Origin of the sequence: Casimicrobium huifangae, from assembly GCF_009746125.1 — a bacterium.
Classification (GTDB): domain Bacteria; phylum Pseudomonadota; class Gammaproteobacteria; order Burkholderiales; family Casimicrobiaceae; genus Casimicrobium; species Casimicrobium huifangae.
In genome coordinates this window covers 2,681,889-2,707,426 of record NZ_CP041352.1, presented here as the reverse complement: position 1 = coordinate 2,707,426, position 25,538 = coordinate 2,681,889, and the positions used below count along the sequence as shown (strand labels likewise).

The 25,538-nt window shown below is 63.5% G+C and carries 14 protein-coding genes; 6 read left to right on the top strand and 8 right to left on the bottom strand.

Annotated features, from left to right (window positions below; translation table 11 throughout):
* The first annotated feature begins 79 nt into the window (after positions 1 to 79).
* On the top strand, positions 80 to 829 hold the full coding sequence (locus tag FKL89_RS12185; RefSeq protein WP_156863010.1) for a helix-turn-helix domain-containing protein: 750 nt from the start codon (positions 80 to 82) through the stop codon (positions 827 to 829).
* 136 nt (positions 830 to 965) lie between these two features.
* On the opposite strand, the gene FKL89_RS12180 is transcribed toward FKL89_RS12185, so the two are convergent.
* The 6 genes from FKL89_RS12180 to FKL89_RS12155 form a co-directional block, all read right to left on the bottom strand.
* A complete protein-coding gene (locus FKL89_RS12180; protein ID WP_156863009.1) occupies positions 966 to 2,420 on the bottom strand; it encodes an alpha/beta hydrolase family protein in 1,455 nt (484 codons plus the stop codon).
* Positions 2,421 to 2,651: 231 nt separating this feature from the next.
* Positions 2,652 to 4,682 carry an NADPH-dependent 2,4-dienoyl-CoA reductase gene (locus FKL89_RS12175; protein ID WP_156863008.1) on the bottom strand — a complete coding sequence of 677 codons (2,031 nt, stop codon included), beginning with the start codon at positions 4,680 to 4,682 and terminating at the stop codon, positions 2,652 to 2,654.
* A gap of 111 nt (positions 4,683 to 4,793) precedes the next feature.
* Complete coding sequence (locus tag FKL89_RS12170) at positions 4,794 to 6,878, bottom strand: 3-hydroxybutyrate oligomer hydrolase family protein (RefSeq protein ID WP_156863007.1); 2,085 nt, start codon at positions 6,876 to 6,878, stop codon at positions 4,794 to 4,796.
* A gap of 164 nt (positions 6,879 to 7,042) precedes the next feature.
* On the bottom strand, positions 7,043 to 9,145 hold the full coding sequence (locus tag FKL89_RS12165) for a S41 family peptidase (protein WP_162527505.1): 2,103 nt from the start codon (positions 9,143 to 9,145) through the stop codon (positions 7,043 to 7,045).
* Between the two features lie 98 nt (positions 9,146 to 9,243).
* Entirely contained in the window at positions 9,244 to 10,236 is a 993-nt protein-coding gene (locus FKL89_RS12160) for an endonuclease/exonuclease/phosphatase family protein (RefSeq protein WP_156863005.1), read from the bottom strand.
* Positions 10,237 to 10,302: 66 nt separating this feature from the next.
* Positions 10,303 to 11,883 carry an ABC transporter substrate-binding protein gene (locus tag FKL89_RS12155; RefSeq protein ID WP_156863004.1) on the bottom strand — a complete coding sequence of 527 codons (1,581 nt, stop codon included), beginning with the start codon at positions 11,881 to 11,883 and terminating at the stop codon, positions 10,303 to 10,305.
* Positions 11,884 to 12,133: 250 nt separating this feature from the next.
* Between FKL89_RS12155 and hrpA the strand changes: the two genes are divergently transcribed.
* From hrpA to FKL89_RS12140, 3 genes are all read left to right on the top strand, one after another.
* Positions 12,134 to 16,087, top strand: coding sequence for an ATP-dependent RNA helicase HrpA (gene hrpA, locus FKL89_RS12150; protein WP_156863003.1), 3,954 nt, complete (start codon positions 12,134 to 12,136; stop codon positions 16,085 to 16,087).
* 144 nt (positions 16,088 to 16,231) lie between these two features.
* Complete coding sequence (locus FKL89_RS12145) at positions 16,232 to 18,526, top strand: DUF1631 family protein (protein WP_156863002.1); 2,295 nt, start codon at positions 16,232 to 16,234, stop codon at positions 18,524 to 18,526.
* Positions 18,527 to 18,553: 27 nt separating this feature from the next.
* The gene (locus FKL89_RS12140) at positions 18,554 to 19,192 is read left to right on the top strand and encodes a molybdopterin-binding protein (protein ID WP_162527504.1); all 639 of its coding nucleotides are present in this window, start codon (positions 18,554 to 18,556) and stop codon (positions 19,190 to 19,192) included.
* Here FKL89_RS12140 and FKL89_RS12135 read toward each other — a convergent pair.
* Entirely contained in the window at positions 19,189 to 20,214 is a 1,026-nt protein-coding gene (locus FKL89_RS12135) for a quinone-dependent dihydroorotate dehydrogenase (RefSeq protein WP_156863000.1), read from the bottom strand. The two genes, FKL89_RS12140 and FKL89_RS12135, sit on opposite strands and share 4 nt — an antisense overlap.
* An 18-nt stretch (positions 20,215 to 20,232) precedes the next feature.
* Between FKL89_RS12135 and mltB the strand changes: the two genes are divergently transcribed.
* Positions 20,233 to 21,267 carry a lytic murein transglycosylase B gene (gene mltB / locus FKL89_RS12130; RefSeq protein ID WP_156862999.1) on the top strand — a complete coding sequence of 345 codons (1,035 nt, stop codon included), beginning with the start codon at positions 20,233 to 20,235 and terminating at the stop codon, positions 21,265 to 21,267.
* 161 nt (positions 21,268 to 21,428) lie between these two features.
* Here mltB and queF read toward each other — a convergent pair whose 3' ends face one another.
* Positions 21,429 to 21,869 carry a preQ(1) synthase gene (gene queF / locus FKL89_RS12125; RefSeq protein ID WP_156862998.1) on the bottom strand — a complete coding sequence of 147 codons (441 nt, stop codon included), beginning with the start codon at positions 21,867 to 21,869 and terminating at the stop codon, positions 21,429 to 21,431.
* Positions 21,870 to 22,009: 140 nt separating this feature from the next.
* On the opposite strand from queF, the gene smc reads away from it, so the two are divergent.
* Positions 22,010 to 25,513, top strand: coding sequence for a chromosome segregation protein SMC (gene smc, locus FKL89_RS12120; protein WP_156862997.1), 3,504 nt, complete (start codon positions 22,010 to 22,012; stop codon positions 25,511 to 25,513).
* Positions 25,514 to 25,538: the final 25 nt, after the last annotated feature.

Genomic DNA, 25,538 nt, shown 5'->3' with positions numbered 1-25,538 from the left:
AAAGCCCCGCCTGCTTGCGATAACGTAGCGGCAGCAAAACGGATGACAGAATCGTCGCCGTGCCGACGGAAGGTGCCAGATGAGCCCACTGATCTCGACCCTGAAACGGGTGCTGAAAACTCGCGGTGTGACCTATGCCGATCTGGCAGAGCGGATCGCGCTGTCGGAAGCGAGCGTGAAGCGCCTGTTCTCGCAGGGGACTTTCACGCTGGAGCGGCTGGAGCAGGTCTGCGCTGCGCTGGAAATTGATGTCTTCGAGCTGGCCAAGCTCGCCCGTGGCGAGCAGGCGCGCGCCCAGGAGCTGACCGTGAAGCAGGAGCAGGCGCTGGCGAAGGACCGCGTGCTGCTGGGCGTGTTTTATCTGGCCTACAACGGCTGGCAGATTGACGACATCGTGGCGAAGTATGAATTCACGCGGTCGCAGGTGTTCTCGCTGCTGCGCAAGCTGGATGGCATCGGCGTGCTCGATCTGCTGCCGGGCGATCAGGTGCGCATGAAGGTGGCGCGCAACCTGCGTCTGCGCCGGCGCGGGCCGATCGAGCTGGCCTATGGTCGTGCGGTGGTGGGCGAATTCCTGCGACCGGAATTCGATCAGGTCGGTGGCATGTTCCGTTTTGAATTCCGCGAGCTGTCGAACGCGAGCTTTGAGGTGCTCAAACGCAAGCTGGAGCGGCTCGCCGATGAGGTGCATGAGCTCGCCGAGCTCGACAGCATGCTGCCGTCGAAAGAACGGCAGACGGTGGGTGTTGCGGTCGGGCTGCGGCCGTGGACGGTGTCGATGGTGAGTGGCTTGCCGTTACGAAATGCACCGACTGCCCGGGAACCGTGAAGCAGCTATTTACCCGGAGCCGCACCGGATATGGGCTCGGAGCGGAAAAGTGGCAATAGTCGACAAAATGAAAAACGGGCCCGAAGGCCCGTTCGAACAAGGCTTTCCAGAGAAAGCCAATGCTGTCCGACTGAGCTTACAAGCCCGACGCCAGCACGCCCTGGAAGAACGTACGCACGGCGACGTTGCAGAACGGCGGCACCAGCGAGCCGTGATAGGCACCGACAACGCGCTCTGCCGGCGTGGCGCCCAGCGTCGGATCGGCCGCTGCGGCGGCTTTGGCAGCTGCAAAGCCGCCAGCCAGCGTCGGGCCGACAGTCGCCGCGTCTTCAAGGTTCATCACTGTGATGAGTGACGATGCGCCCTTGGAGGCGAACGAAGCGGCCGCGTCGGCGGTATTCGTGCCGTAAACCGTAGGATCCTGCGCGCCGAAGCACATGGCGATCGGACGTGTCGGTGTCCAGCCGAGCAGGTCGTTCTTGGCGGCGGCAACCCATGCCGGATGCTGCGGGTTCGACAGCACGGCCTGACGATAGCTCTGCTTGAGCAGGTTGGGCGTGCCCACCCCGGCGGCGAACAGCGCGTCGAGCGACGGATCACCGGTCACCAGGGCGCCGCTGGCGAACAGCTTGGTCGGCAGCTTGCCGGTGGTGAACAACTGGTTGAAGGTCAGCGCGCCCGGCAGCAGCGTTTCGATCCCGCTCGCGTACGGCGTTTCGTAGACGTCGCTGGTCGACGTGTACATGTTGCCGTAGGCCATCTGCCAACTGGTCAGGATCATCGGCGTGAATACAGTAGCGCCTGCATTGACACCGCCCGCGTAAACGGTCTGGAAGGTTTTCACCAGCGAATACGGACCGGACATCGGGCCGGCGGCCGTCACCTTGAATTCGCTGGAATAGGTCGTCTGCATCGCACGGTGCGTTGCCATCGCTACGTGACCACCTTGCGAGTAGCCGGAGAGGAACAGTTTGCCCGAGTCACTGGCGCCGATGTTCGGGAACGCCTTGCGGGCCGCACGCAGCGCGTCAACCATATCGTTGGACTGCTGTTCGGCGTTGAGGTAGGGGTGATAGGGCAGGCGCGAGGCGTCGTAGCCAGCGTAGTTCGAGGTCACGACGATGAACCCCTGCGCAGCGTACATCGCCGCCAGCAGGGCGGCCTCACTGTTGGCCGGGCTGGCAATGTTGTAGCCCTTTTCGACCGTGGTGCCGTGGCTGTAGAGCAGCACCGGGCGCGCACCGGTACAAGCGGCGTCAGTGCCTTTCGGCACCATGATGCCGCCGGTTGCATTGGTGGCCTCGCCCTTGCCGCCGACGGTGTTGTACTCCATGTAGTGGAAGTTGATGCCGCACTTCGGCGTGCCGGCAATGGCGAGCAGATTGCGTCCGGTGGCCGACGCCGAGAACGTCGCGCTGACGTCGGCAGCGGTGGGCATGCTGGCCAGTGTGACCGGCGGATTGGCGACCAGTGTGCCGCGCCCGGTGGTCAGATCGATCGCCGGGCCGGTAGCGACGTCACCGCCGCCACTACAGGCAGTCAAAACGGCCGCGGCCAGGGCGCCAAGCCCGAGCGAATGAATGGATTTCATGCAGTTCCTCCTTGTGTCGAATGCTTCGCGTCCGGCAAACTTTCCGCAGCGATCGGCCACAGACCGGACAGGGTATCAATCCGCGATGTTAGGCGTTTGTTTCACCGCCTGCCAGCGCTGCGTTTCGCGGGCCGGTCCGGCGCCCGGTGGGTGTTGCGTTTCTGGTGGCCCGCGTAGCGGCTGCGGCGTTTAGAACGCGCTGCGACGGCCGCGATGTGTCAGGGCCGGCGCTCAGGCTGCGGCGGCGGCCCGGCTGGCCTGATTGATTGCCCGCTTGGCGTCCAGCTCTGACGCCACATCAGCGCCGCCCAGCAGCGTGACTTTCATGCCGGCAGCGACCAGCGGCTCCTGCAACTCGCGCAACGGCACCTGTCCGGCGCAGAGGATGATGTTGTCGACGTCAAGCCAGGTCGCGTTCTCGCGCTTTTCGCCATAGCTCACCAGCAGGCCCTGATCGCCGATCTGTTCGTAGTTGACGCTGCCGACCATCTCGACGCCGCGTGACTTGAGCTCGGCGCGATGAATCCAGCCGGTTGTCTTGCCAAGGCCGGCACCGGGCTTGCCTACCTTGCGTTGCAGCAGTGTGATCTGACGCAGCGGCGCGGCCGGTTTCGGCTTGACCACGCCGCCCGGCACGGTGGTCGGATCCACCACGCCCCACTCGGCGAGCCATTCGTCGAGATGAAGCGTCGGCGAGTGATCGCCCTTGACCAGGAATTCCGCGACATCGAAGCCGATGCCGCCGGCGCCGATGATGGCGACTTTCTGGCCCACCGGCGCGCGCCGCGCAAGCACGTCCACATAGGAGAGCACCTTGGGGTGATCCTGCCCCGGAATCTGCGGGTCACGCGGCGTCACACCGGTGGCGAGGAACACTTCGTCATAGGCGCCGGAAACCAGTGTGGCCGCCTCGGCACGGGTGTTGAAGTGCACATTGACGCCGGTGACTTCGAGCTTGCGCCGGAAGTACTTGAGCATCTCGTGAAACTCCTCTTTGCCCGGAATGCTTGCCGCCATGTTGAGCTGGCCGCCGACCTTGTCGGACGCCTCGAACAGATGGACCTCATGACCCCGTTCGCCCAGCACGGTGGCGGCAGCGATGCCGGCAGCCCCGGCGCCGACCACGGCGAACTTGCGCCGCTTCGGCGTTGGCCGGTAGACCAGCTCGGTCTCGTTGCACGCACGCGGATTGACCAGGCAGCTCGACATTTTCTGCGCGAAGATGTGGTCGAGGCAGGCCTGATTGCAGCCAATACAGACATTGATCTCGTCGCGGCGGCCCTGTGCCGCCTTGTTGACGAATTCAGGGTCGGCGAGGAAGGGCCGCGCCATCGACACCATGTCCGCACAACCATCGGCCAGCACCTGTTCGGCCACCTCGGGCACGTTGATGCGGTTGGACGTGATGACTGGAATGCCAACTTCTGGTTTGAGCTTCTTCGTGAGCCACGTCCATGCTGCGCGCGGTACGCTGGTCGCGATGGTCGGCACCCGCGCCTCGTGCCAGCCGATACCGGTGTTGATGATCGTGGCGCCGGCCTTTTCGATGGCCTTGGCGAGTTGCACCACCTCGCTCCACACACTCCCGCCAGGCACCAGATCAATCAGTGACAAGCGGAAGATGATGATGAAGTCCGGGCCGACTGCCTCGCGCACGCGGCGCACGATCTCCACCGGTAGCCGCATGCGGTTCTCATAGCTGCCACCCCACTCATCGGTGCGACGGTTGGTGTAGCTGGTGAGAAACTCGTTGATGAAGTAGCCCTCGGAGCCCATGATCTCGACGCCGTCGTAGCCACCCTCGCGGGCGAGTACCGCACAGCGCACGAACGACCGGATCTGGCGCTCGATACCGCGCACGCTGAGTTCGCGTGGCGTGAACGGGGTAATCGGTGATTTCAGCCGCGACGGGGCCACCGACAGCGGTGAGTACCCGTAGCGCCCGGCATGCAGTATTTGCAGCGCGATCTTGCTGCCTTCGGCATGCACGGCCTCGGTCACCACACGGTGCTTCTTTGCTGCGCTGCTGGTCGCCAGGCGTGACCCGAAGGGCGACAGCCATCCTTCAATATTGGGTGCGTAGCCGCCAGTAACCATCAGGCCGACACCGCCACGCGCGCGTTCGGCGAAATAGGCGGCGAGTCGCGGAAAGTGCTCCGCCTTGTCCTCAAGCCCGGTATGCATCGAGCCCATCAACACGCGATTCCTGAGTGTGGTGAATCCGACATCGAGAGGGGCAAGCAGATTTGGGTACGAGGACATGGCAGTCAATCACGAAAAAAATGGCGCGCCCGAAGGCTACGCCATTTTGCAGTGAGGGTTCAGCGGCGCCGCCGCCGTTTGAAGCGGCGGCTCTACCGCATTGCAGCGATGCTATTGCGGGATGGTCAGGGTATTGGCCGAGAAGGTGATGGCATCGGCAGCCGCAGGCGATGCGCTGATCGCCGGCAGGTTTGTCGCCGTGATGGCCGGCGCCGCGCCAGCGGTACCGCCGCGCGGCGTCGTACGCACCACCTGCGAAGGCGGCAACGCCTTGCCGTTTTTCAGATTGTCATACATCGCGTCCATTGCCCGATTGAAGTAGACATGCAACGGGATGAAGCGCGTGTCATAGCCGGGCAGCGCGGCGTTGCCGATGAAGGCATCAAAGTGTTGGGCGTTGGTGACTTCGATGTAGCTGAGCTTGCTGTTCGCGTCGTTGACCTTGCTTTGCGCAACGTAGGGACGTGAGGAGTGATTGACCGGCACCAGCGCGTCGTTGCGACCGTGCACGATGATGGTTGGCTTGCCCTGCAGGCGGCCGCTTCGCTGCACGGCCTTGATGTTCGCTGCCACGGTGTTGTCGCTCAGCTTGCCGGCAATGCAGCGTGCGCCGTCGAGGTTGTAGTCGAACACGCCGCCTGCCGACGCCGAGCCGGCACCTTCGATGATGGCACCGGTCGGATTGTTGAAGTTGACGATGTTGATACCGCTGGACGGCGGGATGCCGTTGCCGGTGCCGAACAGCCGTGCGAACGCAGCCGGTGCAATGGCGGTCGGCCTGAAGTCGGCGCCTGTCGCCGCAAAGCCATAGCCGCAAAGATTGTCCGCCACATTGGCTTGCGCGTAGGTGTTGACATAGGTCACCGCAATGGCCGGCACCGCGAAGGCGAAGTGCGAAGCATGCAGCAGGTCAGACTCGGGAAGCCAGCCGGCGGCACGAATTTTCGCCAGTGCTTCATCAGCTTGAGCTGCAGGGGTGGTGGCAGTGAGCAGGCCTTTCGCGGCAAGCGAGGCACAGCGCCCGGCGCCAGCGACTGCGTTGACAAATGCGACGCCGGGTGCGCTGGCCAGTGATGAAGACAGCGCAGCACATGGCTGGTAAAGCATCGCCTGCGCGGTGTAGTCCATCAGGCTCTTGCCAGCGTTGCTGACCGTGGTCGCGCCGAATTTGACGACGGCGCCGCCGCTGCCATCGGGCTGAATCTGCGGCTCGCCAACAGCGACGCCATCAATCAGGCCCTCGGTATCAAGCTCAGCGGCAGCCAGCGCGGCGCCGCCGCCATTGGAAACGCTGGACGCGATGACCAGCGTGTTGTCCGGTGTGAACTTCACCGTTGCCGCGTTGTTCACTTTTGGCGCCAGTTCCTCGTTCAACGCGAAGAATGCAAATTTCACCGCCTGCAGCGTGAACTTGCCCCAGTCTTTCTCGGGGTTCTGCTGCGAATGGGCATGTTTGACCGCGATACGGTTATTGGCGGCAGTGCCAGCGGGCGGGGTGGCAACGAATTGCGCACCGGCCATTGCTGTCGTTGGCCGTCCGAACATGTCGAACACGGTGTTGGTTGCCAGGTCGTGCGCGCCATTGCCGGTGCCCTTGTCGGTGTAGGCGACGGCGCAACCTTTCTTCAGGCCCCATTCCCCAGCGGTGGCGATGGCGCCGTAGACGCCACGCGACCCCGACGAAGCTGCCGTGACAATACACGGCGACGCGGCGTTGAAGGTCGCCGGAATCTGCACCAGCATGGTGACATTCTGCTTGCCCGTGCCGTCGTCGGCGAACGCGAGGTATTCGGTACCGGCGATCTTGCCTTCCCCCGTGCCGACCACGCCATTGGCGTCGACGTTCGGGCCGAACAGCACACCAAAGCCGCCGCTGGTGGTGATGTCGACCAGCGCGCGGTAGTTGTTGTAGATCGCCAGTCGGCGTAGCTCGGCGGCAGTCGGATTCAACGCATCGTTGATGGTCGGAGACACCGCGCTTTGCAGCCCGGTTTTGCCGAGACCGGCCGTCAGCAGGTCGTTGCCGCTGCCGTCGAAAGTTGCGCGTTGCACGACACCAGCGACGAACGACGGCTGGCTGTTGAGCAGCACATCATTGCTGGAGCCGCAGCCACCGAGCAGCAACACTCCGGCAAGGGCGACCCACGGCACGGTGCCGTTCGTTGATTCGGTGCCGCTGCGTGTGCGAACAGTCATATCCAATTTCCCCAGATAGTTGAATGATCCCGGCGAACCGGGCGGTTTACTGCAATCAATCGCGGCGCTGGCTATCGGCCCTGCGATTGAGGTTATGCAAAGTGATGGTCATGTCACAGGTCCAATGTGCCGTAGTTTCCGTTCAGACACGGATCACGCCCCACTCAATACCGTCCGAGCAGCACCGGCGCAACGGGCCGGACGACCGGCAGCGACTTCTGGCTGCCAGGATTTACCGCTTCGCGGCCGGGCCGCTCAATGATGGCCAGCGCCTCGTTGGCAGGTTGTCGCAGGCCAATCGCTTGCGCCGGATCGGCAGCGTTGGCTGTTTGCTTTGTCTGCGCACTCGCGGCCGGGGCCTGACAGACGCCAGCGGCGCGCCTGCCCAGTGCTGCACTCAACATGCCTTCCTGAGTATCGCCAAGCACGCGCGTCAGATCGTCGGCAACCGGACAGGTGGCCGAGAAGCCCTCAACGTAGTCGCCTTCGCCTTTGTTGTTGGCCGCCGTGATCTGGATTGAGTAGTAGGTGGTGCCGCAGTTGTCCCACGGGTAGAACGCATACGGCTTGCCGCAGGTGGTACCGCCAAGGGTAATCGCTTCAACATCGACGCCACGCAGGCCGTTGATCAGCGATTCACTGGCGGAGCAACTGTTGCCAGTGGTCAGTACAAAGACGCGGCCAAGATTCAGCGTCGGCAGCGCTTGCCCAGCCGCCACGGATCGCCCTTGCGTTGCGGTGTAGAACGGCGTGGTCACATCCGCAGCGCTGTTGCCGAAAATTCCGTACGGCAGCTTGTCATTGAATTTGTCGCGCGAGAACGCCTTGCCTGCGGTGCGCGCGGGGCCGGCGATCATGTAGGCCAGTTGTGATGAGATCGCCACCAAGCCGCCGCTGTTGTAGCGCAGATCGAGAATCAGGTCGTTCACGCCTGCCTGCTGCAAGCCCGCGATGGCATTGACCAGCGCAGCCTCAGTACTGTTGGTCGAGAACGTCGTCAGCACCAGATAGCCGACTTTGCCGCTGCTGGTATCGATCACACCGTTGAGCGGCACCGGCTGGATGGTGACGCTGGTGGCGACCAGCGTCGCGTTGCGGCTGCCGCCAGCGGCGGGCTGAAAGACAAAGCGGTGGGACTCGCCACTGGCGGTGGGGTTAAGACCGCGATTGAGCGTATTGACATCGTTGCCGAACGCCAGATCAACACCGTCAATGGAGACGACCGAGTCACCGCGCAACACACCTGCGTTGGCGGCCGGAGAACCCGGCGTCACCATCGCAACGACCAGCTTGCGAGGGGGTGAGGTGGCGACGAAAGACCAGCGAATACCATAACCGAACGAAGCACCCCCGACCGCCGACTGTTCATATTCTGCGGTCGATTGTGACCATGAGAACTGGTCCTTCCTCTTGCCGGAAGGCACGTAAACGGGTGTCTTCAAGGCATCGTAGTAACCCACCGCGGTGCTGAACAACGCGCCGTCGAGATCTGGAATTTCGCGGTACCAGAGATAGTTTTCATCTTTCCACGAACGCAGCCAGGACTTTTCGTCACTCAGCGAACCAGCGCGGTCAGGATAGCTGCGGCCGGTGTAGGGGCTCGACCCGACGCGAGGCACCGCGCAACGGTCTTCAAACACCCCGGACGGTATCAGTGCGGCGCGTGCGGACTCTGGTGTGCTGCCCGACACACAGAACACTATCCCTTCGCCGGTCCAGCCACGCACCAGCATCTCCTGATACGCCGCTGCGCTGATGCTGTAGCGGTGATTTGGCGTATCCACCTGCGTTTGCTTGCGGAATGCGCGATACACGGGCAATGGCGCTGACAACGGGCATGCACCGTTTGCCGGTACGGTCACAGCGAAGTCCAGTCCTTCGTTACTGAAGTTCGTCAGGCCGGCGCTGGCGATCAGCGCACAATCCGCCGGCATTCCGTAGAAGTGCGAAGTGACGCCCGAAGCGCTGTTGACCACGATTCGATAACGACAGACCGGTGCCAGTGGGGCTGCAGCGCCGCCAGCGGCAACGGCCTGAAAACTCATGCCGGTCCGCTTGAAGTCCACCAGTGAGTCGAGAATGGACTGTTCGCTGGCGCGCCCGGTCAGGAAGTAAGTAGCAATCGAGGCGTTGTAATACTCGACGACTGTGACCGGCTGCTGTGCTGCCGCGGGCAAAACCATGCCGATCAGGGCCGCGGCGAAGGTGCACAGCGACGTAAAAGCGGCGCCAACTTTCTCGCGCGCAGTGGTGCAGGGTTGACTCATGCTCATGGTGGGGCGCTTTTGATGTGTTTGACGGTGGGCAGATGAATACACATTATGACGAATGCATGGCGAAATCTCGCCGCGGACGTGATTGACCGTCAGAGCGAAAATTCGACGCACAGTCCGGCGTGATCGCTGGCGGCGTTGTGTGCATAGCCGACGGTTGGATAACGCTCGCCGTCGTATTGCCGACACTTGAGCGTGATGCCGCGGCGATTGATGGCGCGGGACGTGCGCTTGAGTCTCGGGTCGTGCAGGATGTAGTCGAGACGCGACACATCCTGCCCGACCACGTAGTAGTGTGTCCAGCGCTCGTTTCGCGGCAAGTCGGCAAAACTGTCCTGCAAGCCGCAGGTCATCAGCGGGGCCAGCGATTGCCCGCGCTGCGGGTGGGTGTCATCGACGTTCAGGTCGCCGAAAACAATGGGCAGCTTGCCCGCTGCCTGCGCGGTCTTGACCAGTTCGGCGACGCGGGTCGCCTGACGCGTACGCAATTCATCCGGAGGCAATAGTTCACGCCGCGAGCTCTTGCCCTGTGACTTGAAGTGATTGGCCATGAAGGTCAGCGTCTGGCCGTTGACGCGCAGATCGAGTTCCAGGCAATCGCGCGAAAACAGGGCGTTACGTGCCAGATAGACCGGTCCGCCATCGTCGCTGACCACGCCCCATTCCACGCTCTGTCGGGGTTCCAGTGTCTCATGTGCGTGCGTACGCAGGCCCAGTACGTCGGCGGCGAATCCCTTGCGCACACAGATGCCAACATCGATGCCGCGCCCGTCGTTGCCTTCGACCAGAAAGATGCGGTCGAAGTAGTGCGAGAGGTACTGCTGGTTGAAGATGCGCAGCGCGGCCAGGTTCTCCACCTCGGACACGCCAAGTACGTCGGGCTGCATGTCGAGGATCACCCGCGCGGTGTTGTCGCGCTGCATGCCGGCGAGCGCGATGTTGCCATCGGCGCCGTCGGTACCGCGATCCACCGCCGTGACGCCTACCGCAATCACCTGACGGTCATAGGGCAGTGCCTCGCTGACCGGGTTGCCGAAGGCGTAGCGCGTGAACAGGTTTTCGACGTTGAACCAGGCGACACGCATGACGTTTGCACCGTTGAAAAGAAACAGGCCGCATTATGCGGCCTGTTGCGAGTGGCGGATATCGGACTATTTAACGGTGATCCACTCGTACTGCACGTAGTTGTCAGCCCGGTGCACAACGTTCACGTTGCTGCGCGCGGCCCACGGGATTACCTGACGATGCAGCGGCAGATGGTTGATCTCATCGTTGTGGGCAAGCAGCGCCTGTTTCACCAGTGCCTCACGCTTCTTGGGGTCAACTTCCTTGCTTTGCGCTGCGGCGGCCTGATCAAGCTTGTCGTTCTTGTAGTTGCCGTAGTTGTAGTCACCGATACCGCCGGGTTGACGGTTACGCAGCACCGGCGTCAGCGTGGTTTCGGCATCGGTAATGGCGCCACCCCAACCCAGCATGTAGAGCGAGGCGTCGAGCTTGTCGAGACGCGGGAAGTACACGGCACGAGGCTGGGCGTCGAGCTTGATCTTGATGCCGATCTTCGCCCACATTGACGCCAGCGCCTGGCAGATCTTCTCGTCGTTGATGTAGCGGTTGTTCGGGCAGTGCATGGTGACCTCGAAGCCCTGCGGGTAGCCTGCCTCAGCCATCAGTTTGGTTGCGGCGGCCACGTCATACGGACGACGCTTTTCGATGGCCGGGTCGTTGTAAGCACCGAGCGGCGACGGCGTGATGCCGCCGGTGGGGAAGGCCTGGCCGCGCATGAGCTTGGTCTTGATTGCCTCGATGTCGATGGCCTGATACATCGCCTGGCGCACGCGCTTGTCCTTGAACGGGTTTTTGCCCTTGACATTCGAGTACAGCAGTTCGTCGCGGGCCTGATCCATTCCAATGAAGACGACGCGATTCTCGACGCCGTTGATCACCTTCACATTCGGCGTCTTTTCGAGTCGCTCAAGATCTTGCGGCGGCGGGTCGAGGATGAAATCCACTTCGCCGGAAATCAGCGCGGCAACCCGGGTGGCGTCGTTCTTGATCGACGAATAGGTGACCGAAGTGACGTTGCCTTCCTGCTTGCCCCACCACTGGTCGTTTTTCTTCCAGATGGTCTTCACATCAGGCTGCCGGCTGACCAGGCGGAAGGGGCCGGTGCCGTTGGCGTTCAGCGAGGTGAATTTCTCTTCCTTGTTCTTGTAGTCGAGCGGTGTGGCAGCGTTGTTCTTCTCGCACCAGACCTTGCTCATGATGAAGATCTGGTTCACATGATCGAGGAAGATCGGGTTCGGCTCTTTCAGCTTGAATTCGACCGTGTAGTCGTCGATCTTGCGCGGCGTGCCGGCCTGAGTGGCGTACACCCGCAGTTGCGAGGTGGGTGCGCGGGCGCGATCCATCGAGAACACCACGTCGTCGGCGGTGAACGGCGTGCCGTCGTGGAACTTCACACCCTTGCGCAGCTTGAACTGCCAGGTCAGCGGGTCAATCTGCTTCCACTCGGTGGCGAGGCCGGGGCCAAGCTTGAGCTTCTTGTCGCGGATCAGCAGGAACTCGTACACCTGCGAGTTCACCGAGTTGGTCAGCCCCTCGTTTTGCGAGTGCGGGTCCATCGTTTGCGGATCACCCGCAGAAGCCCAGCGCAGGGGATTGGCAATCACCGAACTGGCGGCCAGCGCGGCGGCACAGGCGGTAAGCGCGAAAAAGCGATTGATGCGTTTCATCGAACGGCTTTCAAGTTGAATGGAAGAAGACGACGCAGTGTAGCGAGTTTCCTGCCGGTTGCTTTTGGGGCAACTACCGTCTCGGGGAGCTGCACAGGCGTCATCAGCTTTCTGACAAAACGCCCATTTGATATGGGCTGTAGAAATTTTGTGGCCATAGTCGACTTCGTCGAAATCGTCCATCCAGCCCATGTCGAATGCCGGTTTCAGCGAAAAGCCAAGAGCGACTGACATAGAATCCGGCGCTCGCATGACCGTCACCACCTCACAGATTTCACCCCGCGCTACGCCCACGCTGGACCGCCAGTCCATGCTGCTGGCGGACTACTGGCGCATCCAGCGCAAGGCGAAGCAGCTCAAGCCCGATCAGCTCGCCGCCGACATTGCCCGCGCGGAGGCGCGCTTTCGCGATCGCCTCTCGCGTTCGCCAGCGATCATCTACGCCGAAGGCTTGCCAGTCTCGGAGCGGGCCGACGAGGTCGCCTCGCTGATCCGCAACCATCAGGTGGTGGTGCTGACCGGAGAGACCGGCTCGGGCAAGACGACACAGTTGCCGAAGATCGCGCTCGCCGCCGGGCGCGGGCGGCACGGGCTGATCGGCCACACGCAGCCGCGTCGCATCGCCGCCAGCAGCGTGGCGACTCGCATCGCGAAAGAGCTGGGCGAAGAGGTCGGCCAGAGCGTCGGCTTCAAGGTGCGCTTCACCGAAAAGGGCGCGCAGGACGGCTTCATCAAGCTGATGACCGACGGCATCCTGCTCGCCGAAACACAGACTGACAAATTCCTCAACGCCTACGACACCATCATCATCGACGAGGCGCACGAGCGCTCGCTGAACATCGATTTTCTGCTCGGCTACCTGCGGCAACTGCTGCCAAAGCGGCCCGACCTCAAAGTCATCATCACCTCGGCCACCATCGATGCCGAGCGCTTCGCGTTGCACTTTCAGGATCGCCACGGCAAACCGGCGCCGCTGATCGCAGTGTCGGGCCGCACCTATCCAGTCGATGTGCTCTATCGCTCCGCCGAGAGCGAGGACGACGATGAAGAAAAGCTGGAAGAGGCCATCGCCGACGCAGTAGACGAGCTCTGGCTCAACGGCCCAGGCGACGTGCTGGTGTTTCTGCCCGGCGAACGCGAAATTCGCGAGACGCAGGACATCCTGCGCCGACGGCTGAAACCGGGCACCGAGATCCTGCCGCTGTTCTCGCGGCTTTCGGTGCAGGACCAGCAGCGCATCTTTTCTGGCTCGAACGGCCGCCGCGTGATCCTCTCGACGAACGTCGCCGAGACATCGCTGACCGTGCCCGGCATCCGCTATGTGGTGGATACGGGCCTCGCACGGCTCAACCGCTACAGCGTGAAGAACAAGGTGCAGTTGCTGCAGATCGAGAAGATCTCGCAGGCCAGCGCCAACCAGCGTGCCGGCCGCTGCGGCCGCGTCGGGCCGGGCATCTGCGTGCGGCTGTACAGCGAAGAGGATTTCAAGGCGCGCAGCGAATTCACCGATCCGGAAATCCTGCGCTCATCGCTTGCGGGTGTGATCCTGCGCCTGGCCGCGCTCGGGCTAGGCCGCGTGCAGGAGTTCCCGTTCATCGAGCCGCCGTCGAGCCGAGCGATCGCTGACGGCATCGCACAGTTGCAGGAGCTGGGCGCTTTGACCGGTGAAGCCAACGCACCGGAGCTGACCAACATCGGCCGTGAGCTGGCGCGCATCCCGGTCGATCCGCGCATCGGTCGCATGCTGATCGAAGCGAAGAAGCTCGGGGTGCTGTCCGAAGTGCTGGTAATTGCCGCAGCGCTCTCGGTGCCGGACCCTCGTGAGCGGCCCTTCGAGGCGCGCGATGCCGCCGACCGCGCGCATCAGTGGTTCAAGGACGCCAAGAGCGATTTCCTCTCGCTGCTCAACATCTGGAAATTCTTCGTCGATCTGCGCGAAGAGGGCGGTCACAAGCGGCAGGTGCAGGCTTGTCGCGAGAAATTCCTCAACTGGCTGCGGTTGCGCGAATGGCGTGATCTGCACGGGCAATTGGCGCAGACGTTGCGCGAACTGAACTGGAACACCGACGGCGAGCTGGCGAAGGAGGCTCCCTACGACGCCTTCCATCGCGCCCTGCTACCCGGCTTGCTCGGCAATATCGGCGTCAAGAGCGACGAAGGTGACTTCTACCTCGGCGCGCGCGGCATCAAATTCCATCCGTTCCCTGGCAGCGGTGTCGACAAAAAAGGCCTGAAATGGCTGGTCGCCGCCGAGCTGGCCGAGACGACACGGCTTTACGCCCGCACGCTGGCCAAGATCGACCCGGACTGGATTGAGGCGGCAGCGGGCGATGTCGTGACCAGAAATTACTTCGAGCCGAAGTGGGAGCGCGCCAGCGGTCAGGTGGTGGCCAGCGAGCGCGTTTCGCTCTACGGTCTCGCCATCGTGCCGCGCCGCCGGGTCAACTACAGCCGCATTGCGCCGGGCGAAGCGCACGAAATCTTCGCCGTGGCGCTGGCGATGGGTGAAGTGGAAACGGCAGCTGCGTTCTACGCGCACAACCTGAAGCTGGTGAAGGACGTGCAGGCGCTGGAGGACAAGGCGCGCCGCACCGACGTACTGGTGTCCGAGGAAACCATCGCCGCGTTTTACAAAGCGCGTATTCCGTCCGAAATCTCCACCCGGGCCGACCTCGAAAAATGGCTCAAGGCCGAGGATCAGGCCACGCTGTCGCCGACCGAGCGCGCCGAGCTTCGCGGCAGCCGCGACCAGTCGCTACGCCTGTCGCGTGAGCAGCTCATGCGCCACGGCGCCGAGGCGATCACTGAAGAGCAGTTCCCGAAGACGCTCAAGCTCGGAGACTTCGAGGTGCCCGTCAGCTACCGCTTCGAGCCGGGGCACATGATGGACGGCGTCACCGTGCGCTTGCCGCTGCCATTGCTCAACGCTGTGGAAGACCGTTTCGCCAGCTGGCTCATTCCGGGTCTTTGGCGTGAAAAAATCGCGGCTTACCTGAAGGCGCTTCCGAAGGCTGAGCGCGGCCGGGTGCAGCCGGTGCCGGACACCGTCACCGCGTTCCTGGAGCTCGCGACGCCACGCGAAAAGCCGCTGCCCGAGGCGCTGCTGGATTTTCTGCGCGACTATCTGAGTCTGAAATTGCCGGCCTCGGTGTGGGACCGCATCGAGTTGCCAGGCCATCTGTCGGTCAACTTCCGTGTGATGGACGGAGAGGGCAACGAGCTGGCGATGGGGCGCGATCTGGGCCAGCTGCAGCAGGACCTGGGGCAAGCGGCGCGCATGGCTTTTCAAGGCTCGGCAGCGACCGACACATCAGGCGCCGCTGTCGACATCGAGAAGACCGGCCTTACCGGCTGGACGATCGGTACCCTGCCGGAAGGTATTCCAGTCAAGCGCGCAGGGCGAAATGTCACCGCCTACCCCGCCTGTGTGGACGAGGGCGCTTCGGTTGCGGTGCGCCTGTTCGAGACGGCACAGGAGGCCGAGCGCGCGCATCGCCGGGGCGTGGTGCGGTTGATTTCGCTGGAGCTCAAGCAGCAGTTGCGCAATTGGGAGAAAGGCCCGGGGGGCTTCAACCAGAGCGCCCTGCAACTGAAGACGGCGATTGCCACCGACAAGCTGCTGGCGGATTTTCTGGCCACGCTCGCCGATCGCGCCATCATCGGCGACGACGTCCTGCCGCGCGATGAGAAGCACTACCGCGAGCAGATCGCCCGCGCCAAGCAGCGCATCCCGGTGGTTGCCGAGGCGCTCGGGCGCACGCTCACGCAGGTCGCCGATGCCTATGCCGCCCTGCAGGGCTCGCTGTTTGGCCCGGCCGTGCGCAACAAGGCCATCGTGCCGGTGCTGGCGGCGTGGCGTGACCGTCTGGTGCATCCTGGCTTCCTGGCCGCGACGCCCTGGGCACAGCTGCCGCATCTGCCCCGCTATTTGCGTGCGCTGGGCAAGCGACTCGAGAAGTATCAGACCATGCCGGAGCGCGAAACGCGGCATGCGCCGGTGCTGGCTGACTACTGGAGCGACTGGCGCGCCGAGGTCGATCGCGTCGGCGCGGCTGCTGGCGACGCTCTGCTCGATTTCCGATGGCAGATCGAGGAGCTGAATGTGTCGCTGTTTGCCCAGGAATTGAAGACGCCGTACCCGGTCTCGGCCAAGCGTCTCGACAAGGCCTGGGCCGAAATCGTGGCATCGGCGCCACGCCAGTAGGAAAGAACTGAGCAATGGGTGAACCAACGCAAGGCCACTGTGCTAGATTGTGACGTGACAAATTTCGTCACTCTGATTCTTGCGGCTATTTCTCGTTACCGTGCGCCCCGACTTCCTTGTTAACTGAATCTCCTGAAATTGCCCATGCCGACTGAAGCAGCATCCGCCGTCCCGGTCAACGCGCTATTCAACGGTTGCCGCGATCTCATGCTGCATCGCAGCAACTTGCAGCTTGCAGCGGCATTCGACCGGCTGTCGGACCTGCTGATCGACAACGCGACCAAAGCGTATGAACCGAAGCAGGTCAGCGCGTTGCTGGACGCGCGTTCGATGCTGTTGCGGCTGCGTGGCGCCATCGCTGCTTCGTTCGCCGATGAATTGACGCAACGGGCCGATGGCCGCAAGTCCTGCGCCATGCCGACGGGGGTCGAGAAAGCGGTCGAGGAACTCTCCCTGCAATCCGACGATGTGCTCGATGAATACGTGACAGCGCGGGCGCTGGCACGCTCGATCGAGAGCGCCTGTCTCGGCGAATTGCCGTCCTTTCACCAGAAAATTGCGTTGCTGAAGCGCTCACCGACGCTGAAGCTGGAAGACGATCCTTTTTCGCCGCAGTCAATTGTCAGCGCGCTGCTTTCGGCCATGCAGGCATCCGGCGAAACGACCGCGGATATCCGCCTGCAATGGCTGCGTGCGCTGTCAACGATTGGCGGGCTGGGTTTCAACGATGTGTATGCCGATCTCAACCGCTATTTGACCGATAACGGGGTCACAGTCCAGCGTCCACGTGCGGCGCAACGTCAGGGCCATGCGCCCGGTCAGGCGGCGCAGGGCGGCATGCCGGCAGGGCAGGGGCACATGGCTGGCGGAGCCGGGCAGCAGATGCCTGGTGCGGCAGGCGCGCCCATGCAATCATGGGATCAGGGCGGCTACGGGCAGGATTTTGGCGGTGCCGGCTACGGCGCCGACATGATGGGAGGCGCCCAGTTCGCTCAGTTGTCAACCCAGCCCGATGCGGCTCCGCTGCAGCAGCTCGCCAACAATCTGGTGTCGCTGGTGGAGCGACTGCAGCATGTAGTGCCAGCGATCTCGGGGGGGCCGGCTGCGGCCGATCCGTCGCTTGCCTCTGTGGTGCGTAACCGTGAGGCAATGCAGGTCAGCGCAGCGCTTGGTTTTGCGCCGAACGGCGCGTTCCGGTCGCCGCTCCTGGCAGGCGTCGACCGGCGGCTGATTGATAGCCTCACCACCATGCAGTTGAACACCGGGCAGGTGGATTTTTCCGCGCCGGCGCCGGCGCCGCGCACCGTGCTGCGCGAGGTTGTGCCGGGTTACTCATCGGGCGAGATCTCGGTGCTGGACGCAACGACCACCGAGCTCGTGGCCATGCTGTTCGATTTCGTGCTCGCTCGTCGTGAGCTGCGCGACGAGATCAAGGTGCTGTTGGGTCGCCTGCAGATTCCGATGCTGAAGGCGGCCATGGTTGACCGCGGGTTTTTCTCGCGCAAGAACCATCCGGGGCGGCAGTTGCTCAATCGCCTCGCTGACGCAGGGATCGGCTGGGCGCCGGAGGACGGCTTTGACGACCCGCTGTTCCACAAGATCCAGGAAGTGGTTGACCATATCTGTCGCGACTTCGTCGACGATCTGGGCATTTTCACTGCCGCCATGGTGGACCTTGAGCAATACATCGCCGAGCAGGAGCTGAACGCCAAGCCCTCCATCGAGGCCGAAACGGCGGAGGCCCAGGCGGCAGATCGCCACATCGCAGCGGTCCGTGAGGCGAAGGACACGGTCGACGCCCGCATCAGCCAGCACGCACTGCCCGAGCCGATCAAGGAATTCATCGAAGTTGCCTGGCAGCCGCACCTGCAGGATGCGTTGCTCGAGCGTGGCAAGGAAAGCGGCGAGTACGCCAAGGCGGTGGAGGCGCTCGACGAGCTGATCTGGAGCGTCACCCCGAAAGACCAGCCGGCCGAGCGAGCCCAGCTCAGCCAGCGGGTGCCGTCACTGGTCAAGCGGCTGCGCGAAGGGCTCAAATCGCTGTCAAATGAGACGGTTGCGCCCTTTTTTGACAAGCTCTTCGAGGTGCATTCAGGCCTGCTGCGCGGCACGACGCCGGAGTACACGCCACCTGTCGAAATCCCGGAAGCGAGCAACGACACCGCCTTCGATCCGTTCCGCGAGCTGGTCAAGCAGATGGAACGCAACCAGTGGATCGAAATGAGCGATGAGAAGGGCGCACTGACCTACGCCAAGCTTGCGTGGGTCAGTCCGCAAGGAACGACCTACCTGTTCACCACCCGCCATGGCCGCAAGGCCGCGTCGTTGTCACCTGAGGAACTGGCTGAGTGGTTCCGCACTGACAAGGCACGCATGATCGAGTCGGAGCCGATCGTTGATCGCGCGCTGGCAGGCATGTTCCAGACCGCCACCGGCTAGGCGACCACCCGTCGCTGCATTTCTGTGGTGCCCGAGCTCGGAGTAATCATTGCCGGCGATTTTGCGCTGGCCACCGGTGCTGACCGGCACTTGCCGTTTTTGACGCGTGAGCTGGCGGCCAGCACGGGCGGTGCCGCTCGCGTGGCATGGGCGTGGCTGGTTCCGGCTGACCCAGTGGCTATTGCAGCGGCCTTACATGAGGCGTGGTTGCGCCCCCAGCTGGTCGCCTGCTTTGGTGGGCTCGGTGAGGGAAGTGATGATCACGTCCGCGCGGCGCTGGCAGCGTTGCAGGCGGGGCGAATCGAAGTGGGATTGGCGCCGCACGTCGCCAGCGCGGCCGATGGTGTCGTATCGGCTGGCAACATCGCCTGCTTTTCCGGTCACCCGGAGCGGGCGCATCCGCGCTTTCGTGACTGGTGGCGCGCGCAGGCGGGCATGCGCGACGCCATAGCGGAAGCCGTGACCGAAACACTGCCGTGGCCGTTGCCGGAATCAGCACTGAGGCAGGCTGCCCGCAGCACGGTCGCCCGCGCGCATCCGCAAGTGCGTCAGCACATCGGCGCCGCAGCCGACGGCGCGCCGCGCCTCGTTTTTACTGCTGGTAGTCGCGGCAAGGCGCAGGCAGCGCGCAAGGCGCTGCAGCGCCTGCTGGCGGGTGGCAGTTAGGCACGCGACGCCAGTCCGCGAACCAGATCACCCACAAATCCAGGCCCGCGATACAGCATGCCGGTGTAGATCTGGATCAGGCTGGCGCCGAGATCGAGCTTGCGCGCGGCGTCTGCCACCGACATGATGCCGCCGACGCCGATGACCGGCACCCGACCGTTCGTCGCCTTCACCACCTGCGCCAGCACGGCGTCGGCACGCTGCGTCAGCGGCGCGCCACTCAAGCCACCGGCCTCCTGGGCGTTCGCGTGGCCTGCCACGCCGTCGCGGCGGATGGTGGTGTTGCTGGAAATGATGGCATCGGCACCGGCCTCGATGATGGCGTCAACGACGTCGGCGATGATCGCGTCATCGAGATCCGGCGCAATTTTCACCGCGATTGGCCGGCGGCGACCATGCAGGCGGGCGAGCGTGCGGCCTTCGTCGGTGAGCGTCCTGACCAGCGCGGCGACCGAATCTGGCGCCTGCAGATCGCGCAGATTCTTGGTGTTCGGCGACGAGATGTTGATGGTGACGTAGTCGGCCGTGGTGTACACGGCCCGCAGCGCCAGCAGGTAGTCGTCGGCGGCACGCTCGATCGGGGTGACTGCGTTCTTGCCGATGTTGACACCGACCGGCACCGTGGTGTCGCGCGTCTGCAAGCGCTTCAGGGCATCGTCAACGCCGCCGTTGTTGAAGCCCAGACGGTTGATCAGCGCCTCATGCTCGGGCAGGCGGAACATGCGCGGCTGCGGGTTGCCGGGTTGTGGTTTGGGCGTGAGCGTGCCCACTTCGATGAAGCCAAATCCCAGTTGCGCCAGTCCGCGCAGATGCTTCGCGTCCTTGTCCAGCCCGGCTGCGAGACCCACGCGATTGGGAAAACTCAGGCCCATCACGGTGACCGGCTTCGGCGGCGGCAGATAGCCAGCCCACACGCGGGCGAGTCCGAGCGAGGCCTGGGCGTCGAGTGCCGCGAAGGCGGCACAGTGGGCGGCCTCAGGGTCAAGCGCGAACAGGAAGGGGCGGAATAGCGAGTAACTCATGCCGCTATTATCTCTGCCATGTTGCGCCCGTCTTCTGCGATTGCTGCCGCCCTTGCGCTGGCGGCTCAGTGTCTCGTTGTTTCACCTGCTGCCGCGCAGGATTTTCGAGATCGGCCCGAGGTCGCGGCACTCAAGGCCGAGCTGGTGGCGGAGCATGGCTTTGATGCGGCGTCGCTTGATGCCACGTTCGCCAAAATCCGGCGCCTCGATCGCGTGGTCGCGCTGATGGACGCGCCGATCCGGGCGCCAACACCGTGGCACATCTACTGGCCGCGGCACATTGGTGGCGACCGCCTGCAGCGTGGCAGCGAGTTTCTGCGCGCCAACCGCGCGAGCTTTGAATCGGCGGCGCATGCCTACGGCGTGCCGGAGCATGTGATCGCGGCAATCATCGGCGTCGAGACCGTGTATGGCCGTATCACCGGCAATTTCCGCGTCGTCGATGCGCTGGCCACGCTGGCGTTCGACTATCCGCGCAGGGCGGATTTCTTTCGCGGTGAATTGAAGGATCTGCTGCTGCTGGCACGCGAGCAGAATAAGTCGCCGTTCGACTTCACTGGCTCGTTTGCCGGCGCGATGGGCTGGCCGCAATTCATGCCGGGCAGCTACCGGCGCTGGGCGGTGGATTTTGACAACGACCAGAAGATCGACCTCTGGAATTCGCCGGCGGACATCATCGGCTCGGTGGCGTCATTCCTGTCGGGGCACGGCTGGCAGCGCGGCGAGCCAGTGATGTTGCCGGTGGCCAAACCGTCGGCGGAAATCATCGCGACGTTTGACGGCGGCTTGGCACCGCGCAAACCGCTGAAGGACTATCTCGCCGCCGGCGTCAGGATCACGGCGAAGGACAGTGACGTCACGCTACCCGCCGACGACGCCCAGGTGGGCCTGATCTCGCTGGATCGTGCCGACGGCAGCGACGAATACTGGCTCGTCTTCGAGAATTTCTACGTGATCACGCGCTACAACCGCTCACGGATGTACGCCTCCAGCGTGTGGTCACTGGCGTACGCGCTGAGGGGCGTCCTCACCAAGCCGGCCAAGGCATCCTGAACGCTTGTCGAGGCGTATTTCGCGCAATTGACTTTTTGCGGAAAGCCCCATTCCGATTGGGCTAAGGGCAACGAATAAGCAAAAGTCGACTTTGCCTGCTTTTTGGTGCTGAGCCCTTGCTGAATCGTGCTTTCAGCCCGGAGCTATTAACGTAGCGGCGCCTAAACCGCCGCCGGATTGGCCAACCCAAATCGCGTCAGATCGACGGCTGGCTTCGGATTCCAGCCTGGCGCCTGATGCTCGGCAACCACGTTGGTGTAAATCCCGCCGCGCACGTTCCAGCGGGCGGTGACGCGGGCGAAGCGTGGCGCGATGGTGGCGACGATCTTGTCCAGCACGTCGTTGGTGACCTTCTCGTGGAAGGCGCCGATGTCGCGGAAGCTCCACATGAACATTTTCAGCGCCTTCAGCTCGATGCAGGTGGCGTCGGCGATGTACTCGATCGTGAAGTGCGCGAAGTCCGGCTGGCCGGTCAGCGGGCAGTGGCAGGTGAACTCGGGAATCTGGATGTGAATCAGATAATCCCGGCCCGGATGCGGATTCGGGAAGACATCGAGGTGCGTTTGCGGCGCGGAGGGGTTCGAAGGTTGACGTTCAGACATGTTTTTCTTGCAATTTCAAAGGCTTAGGTGGCGCGGTGCAGCACCTATAATCGACTGGATTTTATCGCTGGGCGCGACGCGGCTGTCCGGTTCCCGCTGCTCACTGTTCTCCGCTCACTGCTCACCTGTCCCAACGCTCAATGCGCCTTACATCGATCAAACTTTCCGGGTTCAAGTCGTTCGTTGACCCGACCACCATTGCACTGCCCGGTCAGCTCGTCGGCATTGTCGGCCCCAACGGCTGCGGCAAGTCCAACGTGATTGACGCCGTGCGCTGGGTGCTGGGCGAAAGCAAGGCGTCCGCGCTGCGCGGCGAATCGATGGACGACGTCATCTTCAACGGTGGCGGCGAGCGCAAGCCCGTCGCACGCGCCAGCGTGGAGCTGGTGTTCGACAACGCCAGCGGCCGTGCTGCCGGGCAATGGAGCCAGTACGCCGAGCTGTCGGTGAAGCGCGTGGTGCAACGCGATGTCGGCTCCAGCTACTACATCAACAATCAGGCGGTGCGGCGTCGCGACATTCTCGACGTGTTCCTTGGCACCGGCCTCGGCCCGCGCGCCTACGCGGTGATCGAGCAGGGCATGATCTCGCGCATCATCGAGGCCAAGCCGGAAGAGCTGCGCGTGTTCCTCGAAGAGGCCGCAGGCGTCTCGCGCTACAAGGAGCGGCGCAAGGAGACCGAAGGTCGCCTCGGCGATACTCGCGAAAACCTCGCCCGTGTGCACGACATCCAGACCGAGTTGACCTCGCAGGTGGAGCGCCTGGAAGGCCAGGCCAAGATTGCCGCGCGCTATCGCGAGCTGGAAAAAGAAAAGCTCGAAAGCCAGGCTCTGCTGTTTGCGCAGCGGCGCGAAGAGGCCGTCAAGCAACGTGAGTCCGCCGTGCGCGTGCTCGGCGAGAACGAAACTGCGCTGCTCGCGAAAGAAACTGAAGTGCAGGCGCTGGCGACGCAGCTCGAAGGACTGCGCCAGGACGTTTTCACCAAGAATGACGCGCAGCACACGGCGCAGGGCGCGTTCTACGAGATCAATTCCGAAGTCACGCGTATCGAGCAGCAACTCTCGTTCGAGCGTGATCGTGCGCAGCGCGTGGCGCAGGAAGTTGCGCAGCGACAGGCGCGCCTTGCCAACGCACAGGAGCAGGCCGGGCAGCTCGACGAGGCGCTGGCCGAGGCGAACGATGCGGTCGCCGTTGCTGCCGCGAAGCACGTAGAACAGAAAGAATTCGTCGATACCGCCGGCACTGCGCTGCCGCTGGCAGAGACGGCGTTGCGCGCGGCGTCCACCGCGCTCGCCGATGTGCAGCAGGCGATCAACGCGATCGACAGCGAAGCCCAGCTTTCGCAGCTCAAGAAGTCCACCACCGAGAAAAGCATTGCCCAGTTGCAGGCGCGCCAACTTCGTCTCACCCAGGAGCGCGAACGCCTGAATGCGCCGGAGGACGCCGAGCTGATTGCCATCGATGAGCAGCTTGAGGGCGAGCGCGCCGAGCTCGAAGCTGCCGAGCAGACGGCGCAGGAGGCCGAGGCCGCAGCTACTCATGCTGACGAAGAGCGTGCGCATCGCCGCGCTGAACTTGATGTCGCCCAGCGCAAGCTCGGTGAGCTGCGGGCACGCGAGAATGCCATCGGCAGCGTACAGGCCAAGTTCGGCAATCGTGGTGAAGGCCAGTTGCAGCGCTGGCTCGACGAGCACCAGATTCGCGGCGACAAATTCTGGTCGAAACTCAAGGTGGATGCCGGCTGGGAAGACGCGGTTGAGGCCGTGCTTCGGGATCGCCTGAACGCATTGCCGGTTGCGTCGCTCGAAGAAGCGATGCGCTTGCCGGTGCCGCCCGCGCGGCTGACGGTATTTGCTGGCCATAGCGCAGCCACGGCATACGCTCACGAGCACGCACTGGCCTCGCACGTCCGCGCCGACGACCCGGCCATCGCATCCGCGGCGGCGCACTGGCTGCATGGCGTGCGGGTTGCCGAGACGACAGCCGATGCGCTGGCGGTACGGGCTTCGCTCGCAAGCGGCGAGGTAATCGTCACCCGTGAGGGCCATCTGGTCGGTGCCAACAGCATCACCTGGTTTGCCCCGGACGAAGCGGTACATGGCGCCATGGCGCGGCAACGCGAGCTCACCGAAATTGCGGCCCATCTGAGCGACGCGCAAGCTGCGGCCAGCAAGGCCGAGACGGCTTTTGCCCATGCCGACAAGCGCTATCAGGACCTGCGCGTGCAGGCCACGCAGCAGCGCGGCGCCATTGTCAGCGTGCAGCGCCGTGTGCACAACCTCGAAGTCGAGCGACTGCAGATCGAGCAGGCGCGCGCGCAGGCGACTGAGCGCACCAAACAGATTTCCGACGAACTTGCCGAGATCGGCGAATCCATCGCCGCCGAGCAGGAGCATGTGCAGTCGCATGTCGAAGCGCTTGCGATTGCTGACGAAAAGCGGGGAGCGGCCCACGCCGACCGTGAGATCAAGCGCGGCGTGCGCAATGAAGCGGATGTCGCGCTGGTCAAGGCACGCGAGGCTTTGCGCGGCGCGGAAATCGCGCTGCGCGACGCCATGTATGGCGAGCGTGCCGCGCAAGAGCGCGTGCAGGATCTGTCGCGCCGCATCGCGGCCAACCAGCAACAGATCAAGGAGCTCGACGCTGATGTCGCGCGACTCTTGACTGAGCAGAGCAGCATCCTGCTGACGCCGCTGGAAGAAGGCTTGCAATCGCAACTGAATGTTCGCGTCGAACGCGAAGCCACACTGAAAGCGGCGCGCGAGGCGGTGGATGCCGCCAACGCGGCGCTGCGCGAGGCCGACGAGCAACGCCTGAAGCTCGAGCAGGAGCTGGAGCCGATCCGCAAGAAGATTGAGGATGCACGCCTGCGGCAGAACTCCGCCGAGGTCAATCTCGCGCAGTTCGAGGAGCAGTTGGCCACGCTCAAGGTGGATGCCGAATGGCTCACCCAGGCGCTGGAAAAGGCGCCGCGTGCAGCCGAGCTGCAGCGCACGGTGGCGCGGGTTGACGGCGAGATCGCCCAGCTGGGTGCCGTGAACCTGGCTGCGCTCGAAGAGTTGCAGCAGGCCTCCGAGCGCAAGCTTTACCTCGACGCGCAGGCAGGCGATCTGGCCGAGGCGGTGCAGACGCTGGAAGACGCGATCCGTCGCATCGACCGCGAAACCCGCGCGCAGTTGCAGGACACCTACAACAAGGTCAACGAGCAATTCGGCCGCCTGTTCCCGACGCTGTTCGGCGGTGGTCACGCCAAACTGGTGCTGACTGGTGAGGAAATCCTCGACGCCGGTATCCAGGTCGTCGCGCAGCCGCCCGGCAAACGCAATGCGTCGATCCATCTGCTGTCCGGCGGCGAAAAGGCGCTGACCGCGACGGCGCTCGTGTTCGCGCTGTTCCAGTTGAATCCGGCACCGTTCTGCCTGCTCGATGAGGTTGACGCGCCGCTGGATGACCCGAACACCGAGCGCTTCTGCCGTCTTGTGCGCGAGATGTCGGCTGCGACACAATTCCTCTTCATTTCGCACAACCGCATTGCTATGGAGATGGCGGAGCAATTGATTGGTGTCACGATGAATGAACCGGGGGTTTCACGCATCGTCGGAGTTGACGTGTCGCAGGCCATGCGCATGGCGGAGGCCGCCTAAGTGCCGCTGCGATACCTGCTCACGT